Source organism: Microcoleus sp. Pol12B5 (assembly GCF_036701335.1).
GTDB lineage: Bacteria > Cyanobacteriota > Cyanobacteriia > Cyanobacteriales > Microcoleaceae > Microcoleus.
In genome coordinates, this window is sequence record NZ_JAUBQQ010000057.1 from 7,562 (window position 1) to 22,982 (window position 15,421).

A 15,421-nucleotide genomic window follows, 5' to 3' on the forward strand; every position below is an offset into this window, starting at 1 on the left:
TTGAACTATTAAGTTTATAGGGCTTACCAACATCGCTGCCGTTAATGTCATGAGCAAAAACGCTGCCATCATCAGTATTAACCAGTATTCGATTGCCCATTACGAGGACACGCTTGTCTTGAGGATTAGCAGCTACTTTTGTTGAACTATTAAGTTTATAGGGCTTACCAACATCGCTGCCATTGATGTCATGAGCAAAGACATCCCCATTTACAACTGTAGAGGTGGGGGTAGGTGAGGGACTAGGTGAACTAGCGATAGGTCTAAAAGAAGTTAATACTTCGCTAACTTTATCTCCAACAATCTTTTGGATATAGGCATCTTTAGGCATATTGTTGTGTTCTATCCTCAGTGCTTTTGTACCTTTACGACCTTTAATAACAGGTGGTACTGGTAGTTGAAAGCCAGGACAAGTAACTTCTTCCCATCCACATTCAACTCTTGTTTCAGAACCATCTTCGTTTCTGGCAAGATTTTGTGCGGTCTGGTCACACCCCTTTGTTGCTTGGCAGAGAATCTCTCCACTAATCCTGCTATCGAAGGGAACTATATTCTCATCATTTAGTCCATTCTCCTGCCATCTGTTCATAAAGTAGTCCACATTTGGTGGAACCACACGGCTAGTCGCAACTCTACGAAATCCTGCTGTACCAACAGGATCAATAACTACGACAAGTTGGACACGGCGAGTAATAAAAGGCAGAACCTTGAGGATTGAATCGCCACCATAACTATGACCAATTAAAACAATGGGTCTACTTTCAGGTTGACTGTTAATGACTTGAGCAGCTTCTTTTATAAAGAGTGCATCAGGATTTGTTGATAAATTTCCTACTATTGTTGTAGTGCTTCCATCTTTAAAGTTTGCGTAGGATGTAGTCCAAACTGTATTCCCTGGTTTCACCCTGTTTATGACTTTAAACATCGCTCCAGCACAACAATCGCCACTACCGTTTACAAACACTATGAGAGCATCTTTAGAGGATGATTGTGCCTGTACTTGCCCTAAATTTGGCTGAAAAAAGTTGCTAATCGCCAAACTTCCTGTAACACCAAAGAGCGTGAAAAACTTATTCCATTTCATGTTTAGCTTCTCCTCTCCAATTTTTGAAACCTAACTTGTTACTAAGCTATTACTCAGAGGATCTTTTAAAAGTCATGCAAAACGTAGCCTTAGCTATGTTTTGCATCTCAGTATAATGGCTCAAACCCAGAAATGTTCAATACCGAAAGAAAACTTTACCTTAACAGGACTTACGTAGGCACACTACATCTAGTGCAAACAGTAGTCATCGCAGCCCATAAATGGGGTTTTTCGCCAAACCAAATTGCCGCTGATTATGACTTAAGTGAAGTTCAAGTGAACGATTTTCTCGCTTTTTATGCCGCCCACTCTCAGGAAATAGATGCCTCTATTGACGCTGAGAAAATTATCGAACCCGTAACTCGTTGGCGGTATTCCCTTGAGGAGTTGGTTGAGGCGATAACGCCTGAGAATCTTCATAATGAGATTGACAGTGGAGTTGCTATGGGGAACGAAGTTTGGTGACATAAGCTGTCGCGCATTTAAATTGTATATTCTCCGCGGGCGGGACACCCCACAAGACTTTGATTTTTTTTGACATATAATTTAAATGCCGCAACAGCTTATTGCATTTGGATATCGATTATGACCATCAAAGAACAACTTCTCCAAACCATTGAAACACTGCCGGATGACTTGCTAGCACAAACGCTGCAATTCGTCCAAACCCTTCAACATCCCATTCACAAAACTCCAGGAATTTGTGGCGGTGCAGCGCGAATTCGCGATACCCGCATTCCCGTCTGGACGATTATCGCCTACCAACAACAGGGCGCAACTGAAGCCGAACTTCTCTATAATTATCCAGGGCTTACCCTTCAAGATTTGCAAGCGGTTGCGAACTATTACGAACACAACCGAGAAGAAATCGAGCTGTGGCTTGCTGAAAATGAATAACTGCCGATGCTAAAGTTTTACTCAAATGAAAATTTCGCTAAGGCGATCGCCCCAACCAACTTATCAATCTCCGCCTCAGTTGTAAAATAGTGAACACAAGCCCGCACACAATCAGGATTAAGAATAGTCCTTACCATAATTCCCTGTTTCTCCAACAAATCGACCAGCTTTTTGTGCGGCATCCCATTAGTTAATCGAAACGAAACCAAACCAGCTTCCGGCGCAGATTTCCGCAAACATTCCACATCGGGAAGTTCCGACAAACGCTCCCAGAGATACTTACTCAAACGGCAAATTTCTGCATACCTTTCCTCGATCGTACCCCATTCATGTTGCAGGGCGATCGCACTCCGCAAACCCGTATACAAAGGATAAGCCGAAGTCGCAATTTCATAGCGCTGCGATCCAGACTTCCACCCAAGCACCTTAGCATTAGCATCCGTCACAATTCCCCGCCAACCGATAAACACCGGATGCAAATCTGCCAAAGCTTCCGCACTCACATAAAGTCCCCCCAAACCTTCCGGGCCGCACCACCATTTGTGACCAGTAAAAGCATAAAAGTCAACCCCTGATTCAATCAAATTTAAAGCCAAAACCCCCACAGATTGAGCCGCATCAACTAACACTCTAACTTTGTGCTTCTTTGCAGGCAAATCCTCTTGTCCTCCCCCTTGAATCAGGGACAAATGCTCTTGCCTATCCCCTTGAATCAGGGACAAATCCTCTTGCCCATCCCCTTGAACCAGGGAAAACTCCTCTTGTCCCCCCCCTTGGCAAGGGGGGGTTAGGGGGGGTTCATGACATACTTTAACAATCTCAGCCAGAGGCAAAACTTGGCCGGTATTCCACAAAATGTGACTGATTACCAACAAGCGAGTATTTGGCTGCAAAGCATTAGCAATTACCGCCACCGCATCGCCCTCATTCAAAGTAGCCGCCAACGGACAAACCGAAACCTCTATGTTGAAACGGCGCTGAAGTTCCATTACACTGGCTACAATGCCGGGGTGTTCGCAATCAGAAAGCAGCAAATGGTCGCCTGCTTTCCAGTCAATGCCCCACAGCGCAATATTGCAGCCGACGGTGACATCTTCAGTCAGGGCGATGTTTTCAGGAGGTACCGCCAACTCTGATGCGATCGCACGTCGCGTCAGCATCGCCTCCTGAGCCACCCAAGCCCCCACCTCCCCCGAAAACGGCCCCCCAAGCTGTACCCGTTTGTAAGCACCATAAATCGCGTCTAAAGCAGGCTCAGGCAGCGGCCCTTGTCCGCCGTAGTTAAAATAAGCTTTATTGGCCAAAGCTGGGAATTGTTGCCGGTGATTGTCCTTTGTCATTTTTTTTTGGGAATTATTGATAGCGTTAATATTGAATAACTAATGCTGTGAATTTTATACCTTTTGCTTGATACTCTATGCCTTGCGAATACTAAATGTTAATAACTGACAAACTACTACTTTCCTATCAGCGATGCCATCTCCGAGCATTTTTAGATACCTGCGGAGACTGGAAACAACTAGACCCCCCCAGCGACTTTTTGCTGAAACTAATGCGCGACAGCGCGACATACCAGCAGCAAGCTTTGGAACACGAGACTTACCAACAACCATGTTATCCTAGAGGGGATTGGGAAGCTGGCGCGGCCGCTACATTGAGTTTAATGCAGCAAGGGGTCGATCGCATTTACCGAGGAGTTCTGATCCAGGGCGAATTCGGCCAAACCAACGGCGCAACAACTTCTCTGGTAGGAATTGACAGTCAATATTTCCCAGAATTTGGCGAAATCCCCGAAACTCCCGTTCATCTTTCCTCCTCCAATCTTCCCTCTTCAAACATTACCCTGATCAGCCGCCCCCATTTATTAATCAAACAGCCGGGACAATCAAAATTTGGCAACTGGAGTTATATTACTGCGGATATTTGGCTTAGCAAGCGACCAAAACAAGAGTATCAAATTATCGCAGCTTTTCACGCCCAAGTTTTAGCTTCCGTACAGGAAACAATGCCCGATACTGCGTGGCTGATGCTGCGAAAAAAAGGGCTGTACTCGGTGAATCTCGGCCAGCGAACTCCTCAGATGTTCGAGATTTTAGATGATTGCATTCAGATGATAGAAAATCGGGATAAACCAGAGGTGTTCATTTCCCGGCAAAAGTGCAATCTTTGCGGTTGGTATACTATCTGTCACGCCGACGCCGAATCTATTAAACATCTTTCGTTATTGCCGGGAGTTACTGCCAGCCGCTATGCTAGACTAAAAACTCTCGAAATTACTGATGTAGAAGCTCTCGCTAATGCTAGTTCCGCACTGCTTGCTGAGTATCCCGAATTCCCCGACAGAGTTGCTTTTGATGTGGTGCAGCAAGCTAGATCTCACTTGCTAAATCAACCGCTGTTGCGGGAAGAAGGAAGTTCGGCAACGAGCAATGTACGGGATGTAACGGATGTCAGGAAGAAGGAAGAAGGAAGGCACGACACGGATTTTGACACGGATACACGGATTAACGATCGAGAAGAAGGTAGAAGTGAGAATTTAGAAGAACTTAACTCATCTGAAATAGTACCAGATATTGTAGACAATATCTTGAATGACATCGCGGTTGAGGAAGTAAAAATTAGAGAAAATAAACCTGCCACATCTTCTATACCTGCGCCAATTCTCCGCAAGAAACCAATTCCCTATTCCCAATCTGTCTTTTTGCCGATCGCCCCAATCGAACTCTACTTTGACATTGAAGCAGAACCCGAGTTAAACTTGGATTACCTCCACGGAGTCTTAGTTGTTGACAGGTACAACAATACAGAAAAATTCCACGGTTTTTTAGCAGAATCAGCAGCAGAGGAAGGTGCAATCTGGGAGCAATTTTTAGAATTAATGTGGGCTTATCCCATTGCTCCGATTTTCCACTTTTGCGACTACGAAGTCAAGACTTTTAAGCGGCTGGCTAAACTTTACAATACTCCAGCTTATTTGTGGAAACCCGTACTGAAACGGTTTGTAGATATTCACAAACAAGTGACGCAAAAGGCGATTATGCCGGTGGAAAGTTACGCACTCAAACCAATAGCCCGCTGGCTGGGTTTTGACTGGCGAGATGCTAAGGCTAATGGTGCTCAGTGCGTCTGCTGGTACGACGATTGGCTCAAAACTGGCGATCGATCGCTCTTGGAGGCGATCGTCCGCTACAATGAGGACGACTGTCGCGCTACTTATGTGGTTAAAGATTGGTTGACTAATTTTTTGCTAAATCAGAAACAGTGATTTTATGATTAAACGAACCGCGAAGGCGCAAAGGGCGCGAAGTTAGAAAGAGAAGAAGATAGTAAAATGCGAAAATCAGCAAAAATAATTATATTTATTTCCTGTTTTTTGATAGCAGCAACTGTGGCAATTTTGATAAATCTGTCAGTTCAATCTTTCGCCCTTACCAAAATAGATTTTATTGGTAGAGCAATATTTCCTACTGGTTCTCCGTTTCAGGGGACGGAGATTGGCGGACTTTCGGGGATTACTTACGATGCCGAAAAACAAGTTTATTATGCCATTTCGGATGACCGCAGCAGCAAGAGTCCGGCGCGTTTCTATACTCTCAAAATAAATTTGAAATCGGGTAAATTGGAAAAAGACAACATTGAATTTACTGGTGTCACTACTTTATTAGATGAAAAGGGCGAAAGTTTTCCGAGTTTAAGTTTAGATCCAGAGGGGATAGCTTTTGCGGGCAATAGCGTGTTTGTTTCTTCGGAGGGAGATGTCGATCGCCAAATAAATCCTTTTATCAAAGAGTTCTTCATCGATGGTAAACTCCTGAAAACGCTGGCAATTCCTGAACGGTTTTTGCCCGACGACAATGGCAGTAAAGGCATCCGCAACAATCTATCATTTGAAAGTTTAACTTTAACGCCCGATCGCAAATACCTATTCACCGCCACAGAAAATGCGTTGGTTCAAGATGGCGCTGTACCTTCCCTGGAAACCGGGAGCCCGTGCCGGATTTTGCGCTACGATGCGGTGAGCGGCAATCCAGAAGCATCGTTTCTCTACATAACCGAACCGCTACCCGCTGGTGCAAATCCTGTGGGAAAATTAACTAGCAACGGTTTAGTGGATTTGGTGGCGGCGATCGACGATAACCGTTTGCTGAGTTTAGAGCGTGCTTTCTCCCTAGAAACCGGAGTTACTGTTAAATTATTTGAGATTTCCTTGGAAAAGAGCGATCGTATTGAAGCACTCGAAAGCCTCCAAAGCCGTCTCAGCGAGGTTTCTCCCGCTCAAAAACGCCTGCTGCTGGATTTGGAAACCCTGAAAATTCCCCTAGATAACATTGAGGGCTTGACATTAGGCCCGGTGTTAGGCGATGGTAGCAGAGGTCTGATTTTGGTAAGCGACAACAACTTCAGTCCCCTGCAAGAGACTCAAATTTTGGGCTTCCAAATAAAAGTTCAAAAAACCTCTTGACAAAAGGTGAAGTTATAGGCATAATAGAAATTGTGCCTGAAAAAACGGCAAAACGAGGGACAGTAGTTCAATTGGTTAGAGCACCGCCCTGTCACGGCGGAAGTTGCGGGTTCGAGCCCCGTCTGTCCCGTTCTCTCGTAGTCAAGCTTCTAAACTTTGATTGTTTTGATTGGATCTAGTGCTGATGTAGTTTGCTCTCAAAATGCGACCACTGCGTAAGATTTTTCCTGAAAAGCAAGGAAATGGCATCCGTTTTAGATTGACTGTTGGGGGCAAGATTTCCTTTTGACCCTTTGCCCGTTTGATTAACTCCCAGCAGCCCTCAAAGGTGCGAGGAAATAAAGGGTCGGGCAATCTGATATGTCAAAACCAGGACGATGGGCACGAGAATCGGAATAGCAACTAGCAGTCCCCATTTGCCAAACCTAAGTTTTTGACCGTCCGATTTGAACAGGAAAATTACAGCGACAATTCCCATAAGTATCCAGAGACCACCGAAGCCCATGAAGACTGTATAGCCTGCATCTTGCATTTTTTTTGACCTTTAATAGTAGTCCATCTTTAATGTTACTTGCAGCCTGTTTTTGCTGACATCTTCTGATAGGTCGATCGCACTTATTAAATATGACTCATTTTGAGTAGGGTTGGCAGCGGCCCTGACTTTCGCACTCGATCCGCTGAGTTCGATCGCTCATAATAGTTGCTAAATCCGGCCTTCCCGTCAGCTTCAGCCGCCAGTCTGCCCAAATTCCGTACAGCCAGTTGGCGATCGCCCCGATCGCTGGTAACTTAGTCACAGCATAAACCCAGCCCATACCTAAAATCTCGTAGGTGCGGCGAAAAACCTCCACATTTTTAACCGTCGTACCGTCGGGTAACACCGCGTGAATCCGCCCCATCGCCATTTCGTAGTCGATTCCGGCGTGGGCCTCCGGGTTGTAGTTATCATCCGCAATATCCACAAACGACACTAAACCTCGCCCCGCGTCGCGTTGTTTCAAGAAATTAACCTCCCGCACGCACAGAGGACATTCACCGTCGTACAGTAACTCAATCTGCCAAGCAGGCGCAGCAGACTCGGGTGAGGGCGCAACAGATTCGGAAAACTCAGTTTTAGCAGCAGACATAGGGAAATATTTTTTAATGTCGTCGATCGCACACAAACATTTTACAAGGATCAATAGTTATCAGGTGCGCCTTCGGTACTCCTAAAGCAGTTATTTGTGGTGTGAAAAATAGTCCCAAAGGTGAATCCTGTCTTGCCCGCCCGCAATGCTAATATCATCAAGATGCCTTCTAGTGCCTTGCCGGAGACTTTCGCCCGATGGCTCGTTAACTCCGCGATCCGAAGGACAGCCCTCGAAGAGGATCGCGTATTATCAAGCAATTCGAGGCAAAGCACCTGCCAAGCACAAATTTTAAGTCGGCAACAAAATATAATAAAATTTGAAGTCTTAAACATCAGCTATTCGCCCAATCAGCAAATCGCCCAATCTAAAAGCAAAAATCTACATGAATGTCAGAGTCCGTCTAGCCCCCAGTCCCACCGGAAACCTACACATCGGTACCGCCAGAACCGCCGTATTTAACTGGCTGTTTGCCCGCAACCAAGGCGGAAAATTCATCCTGCGGGTAGAAGACACAGACGTAGAACGTTCTAAAAGCGAATACACCGATAACATCCTCGAAGGACTCACCTGGCTGGGTATGAACTGGGACGAAGGCCCGAGTTTTCAGTCACAGCGTCTGGAAATATACCGCCGAGCAGTCCAAACCCTTCTAGACAATGGACTCGCCTACCGCTGCTACACCACGTCGGAAGAACTCGACGAAATGCGGGAAGCACAAAAAGCCAACAAACAAGCCCCCCGCTACGACAACCGGCACCGCAACTTGACAAGCAAAGAGCGCGCAGCTTTTGAAGGCGAAGGGCGACAAGCTGTGATTCGGTTTATCATCGACGACGATCGCACGATCGCGTGGAACGACATGGTACGCGACACCGTAACCTGGAAAGGTAGCGACCTCGGCGGCGATATGGTAATTGCCCGTGCATCCAGCGGCGGCGTCATCGGCCAACCACTCTACAACCTCGCCGTAGTTGTCGATGACATCGACATGGGCATCACCCACGTCATCCGCGGGGAAGATCACATCGGCAATACTCCGAAACAAATATTGCTCTACGAAGCTTTGGGCGCGACAATCCCAGAATTTGCCCACACGCCCCTGATTTTAAACTCCCAAGGGCAAAAGCTTTCTAAACGCGACGGCGTAACCTCGATTTCTGACTTCAAAGATATGGGCTACCTGCCCGAAGCTTTAGTTAATTACATGACTTTGCTCGGTTGGACTCCGCCGGATTCAACGCAGGAAATATTTACACTGTCGGAAGCAGCAGAATTATTTACATTCTATCGAGTCAACAAAGCTGGTGCAAAATTTGATTGGGATAAACTCAATTGGCTTAACAGTCAATACCTGCACAAAATGCCAGTGCCGCAATTGACAGATTTGCTGATACCTTATTGGTGGCAGAAAGGCGGTTATGAGTTTGACTTGGAGGCCGATCGCCCCTGGCTCGAACAAATAGCTGCTTTAATCGGCCCGAGTCTCGTTCGCTTAACCGATGCTGTGGATATGTGTAAGGTATTCTTCTCCACCACGGTGGAATACGAAGAAGAAGCACTCGCACAATTGCAGCAAACAGGGGCTGCACAGGCTTTACAAGCAGTTGTAGAAGCGATGGAAAGTCATTCATCCCTGACATCAGCGGAAGCTCAGAAAATCACTAAAAAGCTCAGTAAAGAGAAAAATCTTAACAAAGGGCTAATTATGCGATCGCTCAGAGCCGCTCTGACAGGTGCAATGCACGGCCCCGACCTGATAGAATCTTGGGTAATCCTTCACCAGCGAGGAACGGCTAAAACCCGTTTGCTTGATGCCATTAGCAACTTGAATCTGCAGGCTGTTGGTGTCGCGGACGAAACTTCTACCCCAGAACAACCAAAGGCAGAAACAGTCGCCGAAACTTCTGCTACAGAACAGTCAGCAGCGGAGGTTTCAAAAGTCGAAACACCGACTATTGAAACAATCGAAACCCCGGTTGTTGAACCATCAGCAGCAGAGGTTTCAGAAGTCGAAAAACTTGCGCTCGAAACAGTCGAAACGCCGACTGTCGAACCAGCAGTGGAAGTTACAGCAGTCGAAATACCGACTTCAGAAACAGGCGAAGTGTCGGCTCTTGAACCAACCGACGGGGAGGTTGCAGCAGTCGAAATACCGGCTCTTGAAACAGTCGCAGCAGCAGTTGAAATACCTGCCGCCAACCAGCAAACAACTATTGCGAGTGGAGAAATGACTTCATCAAACGAACCAGAAACAACCGTTATCATCACCGAAATTCCTGCCGGAAATGAAGCCGACAGTTCAAGCGGTACAACAAAAGTCATAATTACCGAAGAACCGCCAAGTCAGACCCAGCAGATCAAAGAACAAATTATCTCAATTTTGTCCGAGTTTCCCGCTTACATTGGCAGCTTTTACGAGCAGTACAAAAGTCCCCTGACTGTTATCGGTGTAATTATAGCCTCGATTGTCTCTTTGAAAGTGCTTTTGGGGATAATAGATGAACTCAACGACATCCCCCTGCTAGCACCGACATTCGAGCTAATTGGTATCGGATACACCGGGTGGTTTGTCTACCGCTATTTGCTGCGATCGTCCAACCGGCAACAATTAGGTCAAGAAATTCAAGCATTGAAAGAACAAGTTTTCGGCAAAAAGTCCTAAACTTTTGCTGGTAATTTGTTGAATTTGTACCCGACACCGACAATTTTTTATGAGTTGTCGGTGTCGGTTTTTTTTGTAGGAATGGGCGATTATTTGGGCAATGGGCGATTGAAATCGCTGAGTTTACGGCAACACAAACGAAGTCTGCCTACGCGGACTAATGGTTAATAGCTAATTCTTTGGTCGAGTGCGACACCAGACGATCGCAGCCGATCCAAGGGCGATCGCGCAACTCAACACAAAGGAAAATACAAACGGATGCCACAGGATTAAGGGTGCGGGGACGTGGTTTTGTTGCAGCGTCTCGAAGAGTTTGTCTGTGCCGCTTGATGCTGCAATTCCTCCGGCTGCTAAACCGACACCGATCGCCTGTATTGTTCTTTCTAGGCGATCGTCTCGGTTTTTCTCTGCTAATTCGCTCTTGCGGAGTTCTATTTGATTGGCGCGATCGCTCCGGGCTTGTTCTATTTCTACTATCCCTCGGATTGAGGCGATCGCTTGTTCGATTAAGCCTGTTCCGTGTCGGAAATAGCCTAAGTCGCCTGCTATTTGCGATCGCATATATGGAGCAGTTTTTCTCCTGAAGTGATTTAATATTGATAGTTCTTCCTTATCGCTTTCTACTCTAGCATAGATTTGATCTAATTTCTCAGCGTAATTGTTAAGATTTATCGCAATTGTATTGCCGTAATCTTCTAATTTTGTCAGCCCTTGAGTGTAAGTCAGTGCTGTTTTCAGTAGCTTTTTCAACTCGTCCTTAAATTCCTGTAAATTGTCGGTAGTCAAGGCGCTGTCTAGTTCATCAATTCGCTGCTGCAACCAATTAACATTATCCTCCACTTGTCGGTAAAAATCAAACAGTATGCGGTGAATTTGCCTGCTATTGTGAAAGGCTTTAATAATTTTAGTGCGGTAGTAAAACAAGTCTACTATTTCCCGCTGGTAAGTACCAAGCTTATCTTCGGATGCTTCGCTGTTGGGAAACCAGACCAGCAAGTGCCGATAATTAGCAGTTTGCTTGATTAAACCGTACTCAAAAATCTGACTCCCAAATAACTGGCCGACGCGGTTAAAAGGAGGGCGATATTTTTCGGGAAGTAAAGCGTTACAGCATTTGTCAGCTAGAGATTGGAGGGATTCGAGACTTGGTGGTTGTGGTTGCGGGGGTAATTTAGCGGTAATTAGAATTGTTTCACCTAAAAACTCTTCCCCAGTAACGATTCCTAATAAATTTTCGGGGTTAAATGTACTCAGCCATTGCGGGGAAACTTCCTCTACAAAATTATCAAGGAAACCGACATTCAACCACAGGGCATAGCTGTCTCCTATTTTGATGGGTACAGCAAAGCCGCTGATATCTAATTGAGTTTCATTGTAGCTGACTTGAGAATTAAAATCCAAGCTGATGTCTCGCAACAAATCAACCGATAAATTAGATGGTTCTTCCGGAAATTTGAGAAGGGGTTTGATTTTTTGGGATGTAAAGCTTTCTAAAAAATCATCGCCCCAATTCCAGAGGGGATTATTTCTGCCGCTAGCGTCGCCGATTAGGTGAAAGGCAAAAGCGTAGACATTAGGATTTAAAACTTTTTCAATTTCATTCATTTTCAGGCTTCTCAGATTGTATCCGCTTTTCTAAAGATTCTAGCAGCCGTGGAAATAGGCGGGGAAACTGATTTTCTGAAATATTTTCGTCTCCTTGCGGTTGACTGGCTTTAGGGATAACTTTGCCCCTGGTGGCGACGGCTTCCAATGCTTTGGTAATTTCGGGATAGTCGATACACCAATTACTGAGTATTTTAGAAATGGCTTGATTTGATTCATTTTCGGCAGCCGCAATATCTTTTTCAAGGGTCTTTAATGCTTCTGTGGCTGCTTCGGAAAATAAATTGGGGCTGGTTTTCAAGACTACGAGAAATGAATTAATGATTTTTTCTGGCTTCATGGCTGAATTTATGTCTTGTAATTTATAATATTGTCATTTTACCATATTCACAAAGGACATGGCATTGCCCTGTCCTGATTGCCCTGTTCTAATTGCCGTGTGACGGATTGTTAAATGGTCGGCACATTGCATTGTTAAATGGGAAGGAAACGGCATTGCCGTTTTCTACAAAAATTCCTTGTTTCGCTGACGAATTTATTGCCCAATCGCACAAAAAGCCGCCCAGAAGTGGGGAGATTGGTAACGTTTGTTTTCTGGTCTTTGACCAAATTCAATAGAATTTTGCATTTCCTCTTTCCTTTCATCTGAAATTAATTTACAACTTGCAACCCAATCTACCAAATCTTGCACTGTTGCATCGCGCAGCCACAACTGAGACTCCCGCAAAGCAATCGCCACAGGCGGGCGAGTTTCAGACAGGAAAATCTCATAAAACTTGATCATCAAAATCGCCGTAGATACGTCATTGACAGCCCACAAAGTGCTAATTACACTCGTGGCCCCGGCATAGAAAAAACCGCTAGGCAATCCGATATACTCATCAGTGTTATCTCTAATATCCGTTAACCCAGTTTCGCAGGCGGAAAGCGTCACTAAGCTGCACTTATTCAGCCGCAAATCAAAGATTTCTTCCAGCGTCAGACATTCCGCGATGTCGAAGGTTTCGCCTCGGCGGGAACGAATATAACTTTTGTTCTCGGAGTCAACGTTATCGGTGGTAATTTTTGCCCCAGCTAAGATTAAAGCAGATTTCCGGGGATCGAGAAAGTCGAAAAATCCGTGACAGGAAAAGTGGGCGATGTCGGCATTCTGCAATGCTTCAAGCTGTTGCTGCAATCCTGTCTTACTTGCCTTCTCCCGAATCAAAACTTCGGCTGGATTAAAGGATTTGGCAATTGCTTCAACTTCGATATCGGTGAAGTCTAAATCTTCTGTCGGGTTTTGAAGGGCAAACAATCTTGTGGGTGATGACTCTTCCCCAGTCGGATTTACCCGCTGAGATAATTGTAATAGCTGACAACTGGGAGTATATCTCACGCCACCTGGGAAAAGTTCGAGGAGACTTCCAGTTTCTTCTACATTCTGCCTTAGCCTTCGGCTGGTTAATGCGTGAAGCGGTAACAAGTGCAAATATCGGAAGGGAACTAATATCAATCGCTGGCAGTTTTCCGGGAGGCGAGAAATTATTTCATCTATATGTAAGATTTCAGCTAATTTTTCCAGGCGGGTTTCTAGCTGATTTTTCCAGTTTTCAGGTTGATTGATGTATTTATCGATATACTCCCCCACAAATTCCTGTAATGCGGGTAACTCTCCATCGGAAGATTGCCATACTTCGGCTTGGGTAGAGTCGCGGGTAATAATAAAAACTTTAAAGTTGTTAACGGTAATGTACCATTCCAAAATTGCCTCAGTTTCTCCTAACAGACTGCGAATTTCCTGAAAACTAATCCACTGTAAATTTTTAGGGAGGCTGCGGGCATTGTGAAACAATTCTACTAGGTTTCTGGTTTTGCTGCGTTCGATGTATTCTAGGGCAGCGGTTTTATTTTCCATGTCTAGGCAAACTTCTACCATATCCTGATAAAGTTTATTCCATTCTTCAGCTAATTTCTGTCTGTCTGCTTCACCGCCGATAATGATTTCACTCCGCATTAATTCGACTGTCTCAATGGCAGCGTTAAATGTATTGTAAGCTTCTGGGAGTTGGGAATTATCCCGGTAGGCAAGTCCAAGACAATATAAGGTTGTAGCATGATTTATCGGAAATGCCTCGCGGGTGCGAACTGACAAAGCTGCCTGAGAAGCTAAGATCACCCTTTCTAAATTATCCGCTTTTTCCCCTCTGATTCTGTAAAGGTAAGCAGCCGCTAAATTATGTTGACTCCTTGCCCAATCTTCAGGAAATCCCTCGCGAGTGTAAAAGGACAATGATGCCTCAGAAGCGGAAATCGCCTTCTCGATATTATCCGCTTTTTCTCCTCTAATTCTGTTGCTGTAGATATTCGCTAAATTACTTTGACTTCTTGCCCATTCAAAGGGAAATGCCTCGCGGGTGTAAACTTCTAAAGCTTGCCGATAAGCAGCGATTGCCTTTTCGATATTATCCGCTTTTTCTCCTCTAATTCTGTAAAGGTAAGCAGTCGCCAAATTATTTTTAGTTTCTGCCCATTCAAAAGGAAATGCCTCACGGGTACGAACTGACAAAGCTGCTTTATAGGCGGCAATTGCTATTTCTAGATTATCTACTTTTTCGCCTCTGATTCTGTAGAGGTAGGTATTCGCCAAATTATTTTGATTCCTGGCCCATTCTTGAGGATTGGTGTAAACGCACAATGATTCCTTAGAAGCGAAAATCGCCATTTCTAGATTATCCGCTTTTTCGCCTCTGATTCTATCGCGATAGGCAATCGCTAAATTATTTTGAGTCCGTGCCCATTCTTGAGGAAATGCCTCGCGGGTGCGAACTGACAAAGCTGCTTGATAGGCGGAAATCGCTATTTCTAGATTATCCGCTTTTTCGCCTCTGATTCTGTCGCGGTAGGCAATCGCTAAATTATTTTGACTCCTTGCCCAATATTCAGGATATTCTTGACGGGTAAAAACAGTCAGGGCAAGTTCATAACCTGCAATGGCAATTTCCACATTACTTGCCCTGCTTCCTAAAGGAAATTGCGAAATTACATTGCTAAACTCGCCAATGTCTTCTATTATAAAAATGCGTAGTTGGGTATCTAAGTTGGGCAAGATTTCTTTCCACCAAATTCGCAAAAACGCCGCAAAATCATCATTAATCAAGTTGATATTATCCCGCAATAGGGTATAAATTACATTACGATAGCCACCGCCTCTCGTTACCTGCAATACTTGCTTCAAAAATTCTAACTGAAAATTAGCAGAGAGCAATTGCAACCATTCAGCGAGTTGAATCGCCAAATTAGTTAAAAAATCTGCTGCATTCTGATTGCCTTCCTCGCGTTGGTTTTCTGCCACTAATTGCATTACCTGCACCAACCCCGCATCAACTAACTCGGAGTTTGCCTGCAAAATTTGGTTTTCTTCCCCGCTGGGGCAATTCAGTAGCGATTGAATCAGATTGAGATAAGCTTGGTGGCGTAATTCGTCCATATCGGGTGGCGGGGGATTGGGCAGGGGAATTATTATTTGGCGATTCTATCATATAGAGAACCCGCGTAGTTTGTTAGTGCGATTTCTCAGTTTTGTTTGTGAGGCTACTTAA

The 15,421-nt window shown here is 45.0% G+C and carries 12 protein-coding genes, 1 tRNA gene and 1 pseudogene; 7 read left to right on the forward strand and 7 right to left on the reverse strand.

Translation table 11 applies throughout. The features are described 5' to 3' along the window. Window positions 1-1,084 (reverse strand): alpha/beta hydrolase (locus QUA24_RS20390; RefSeq protein WP_333231644.1); only part of this gene is annotated, 1,084 nt, incomplete at its 3' end. Window positions 1,085-1,216: 132 nt separating this feature from the next. Between QUA24_RS20390 and QUA24_RS20395 the strand changes: the two genes are divergently transcribed. Both QUA24_RS20395 and QUA24_RS20400 read left to right on the forward strand, forming a co-directional pair. Then, window positions 1,217-1,549 carry a hypothetical protein gene (locus QUA24_RS20395; RefSeq protein ID WP_333231646.1) on the forward strand — a complete coding sequence of 111 codons (333 nt, stop codon included), beginning with the start codon at window positions 1,217-1,219 and terminating at the stop codon, window positions 1,547-1,549. Between the two features lie 120 nt (window positions 1,550-1,669). Next, entirely contained in the window at window positions 1,670-1,981 is a 312-nt protein-coding gene (locus tag QUA24_RS20400; RefSeq protein WP_333161745.1) for a DUF433 domain-containing protein, read from the forward strand. Between the two features lie 17 nt (window positions 1,982-1,998). Here QUA24_RS20400 and QUA24_RS20405 read toward each other — a convergent pair whose 3' ends face one another. Beyond that, a complete protein-coding gene (locus QUA24_RS20405) occupies window positions 1,999-3,321 on the reverse strand; it encodes an aminotransferase class V-fold PLP-dependent enzyme (protein WP_333231648.1) in 1,323 nt (440 codons plus the stop codon). Window positions 3,322-3,416: 95 nt separating this feature from the next. Here QUA24_RS20405 and QUA24_RS20410 point away from each other — a divergent pair, with 95 nt between their 5' ends. The 3 genes from QUA24_RS20410 (at window position 3,417) to QUA24_RS20420 (ending at window position 6,573) form a co-directional block, all read left to right on the forward strand. Then, on the forward strand, window positions 3,417-5,246 hold the full coding sequence (locus QUA24_RS20410) for a TM0106 family RecB-like putative nuclease (protein ID WP_333231650.1): 1,830 nt from the start codon (window positions 3,417-3,419) through the stop codon (window positions 5,244-5,246). A gap of 66 nt (window positions 5,247-5,312) precedes the next feature. Further along, window positions 5,313-6,443, forward strand: a complete 1,131-nt coding sequence (locus QUA24_RS20415) for an esterase-like activity of phytase family protein (protein WP_333231651.1) — start codon at window positions 5,313-5,315, stop codon at window positions 6,441-6,443. A 56-nt stretch (window positions 6,444-6,499) separates the two neighbouring features. Continuing rightward, window positions 6,500-6,573, forward strand: a tRNA-Asp gene (locus QUA24_RS20420). Window positions 6,574-6,765: 192 nt separating this feature from the next. Here QUA24_RS20420 and QUA24_RS20425 read toward each other — a convergent pair. Both QUA24_RS20425 and QUA24_RS20430 read right to left on the reverse strand, forming a co-directional pair. Continuing rightward, on the reverse strand, window positions 6,766-6,975 hold the full coding sequence (locus QUA24_RS20425) for a hypothetical protein (protein ID WP_333095267.1): 210 nt from the start codon (window positions 6,973-6,975) through the stop codon (window positions 6,766-6,768). Between the two features lie 97 nt (window positions 6,976-7,072). Further along, on the reverse strand, window positions 7,073-7,570 hold the full coding sequence (locus QUA24_RS20430) for a DUF393 domain-containing protein (protein WP_333231653.1): 498 nt from the start codon (window positions 7,568-7,570) through the stop codon (window positions 7,073-7,075). Window positions 7,571-7,955: 385 nt separating this feature from the next. On the opposite strand from QUA24_RS20430, the pseudogene gltX reads away from it, so the two are divergent. Together gltX and QUA24_RS20440 are read left to right on the forward strand one after the other, a co-directional pair. After that, window positions 7,956-9,398 (forward strand): annotated as a pseudogene (gltX, locus tag QUA24_RS20435) (glutamate--tRNA ligase); the annotation flags it as partial. A 402-nt stretch (window positions 9,399-9,800) separates the two neighbouring features. Beyond that, window positions 9,801-10,235, forward strand: coding sequence for a CAAD domain-containing protein (locus QUA24_RS20440; protein WP_333231680.1), 435 nt, complete (start codon window positions 9,801-9,803; stop codon window positions 10,233-10,235). A 171-nt stretch (window positions 10,236-10,406) separates the two neighbouring features. On the opposite strand, the gene QUA24_RS20445 is transcribed toward QUA24_RS20440, so the two are convergent. From QUA24_RS20445 to QUA24_RS20455, 3 genes are all read right to left on the reverse strand, one after another. Then, complete coding sequence (locus QUA24_RS20445; protein WP_333231654.1) at window positions 10,407-11,840, reverse strand: hypothetical protein; 1,434 nt, start codon at window positions 11,838-11,840, stop codon at window positions 10,407-10,409. After that, window positions 11,833-12,180 carry a hypothetical protein gene (locus QUA24_RS20450; protein WP_333231655.1) on the reverse strand — a complete coding sequence of 116 codons (348 nt, stop codon included), beginning with the start codon at window positions 12,178-12,180 and terminating at the stop codon, window positions 11,833-11,835. The genes QUA24_RS20445 and QUA24_RS20450 overlap by 8 nt, the downstream gene beginning before the upstream one ends. Before the next feature lie 195 nt (window positions 12,181-12,375). Further along, window positions 12,376-15,309 carry a CHAT domain-containing protein gene (locus tag QUA24_RS20455; RefSeq protein ID WP_333231657.1) on the reverse strand — a complete coding sequence of 978 codons (2,934 nt, stop codon included), beginning with the start codon at window positions 15,307-15,309 and terminating at the stop codon, window positions 12,376-12,378. Window positions 15,310-15,421: the final 112 nt, after the last annotated feature.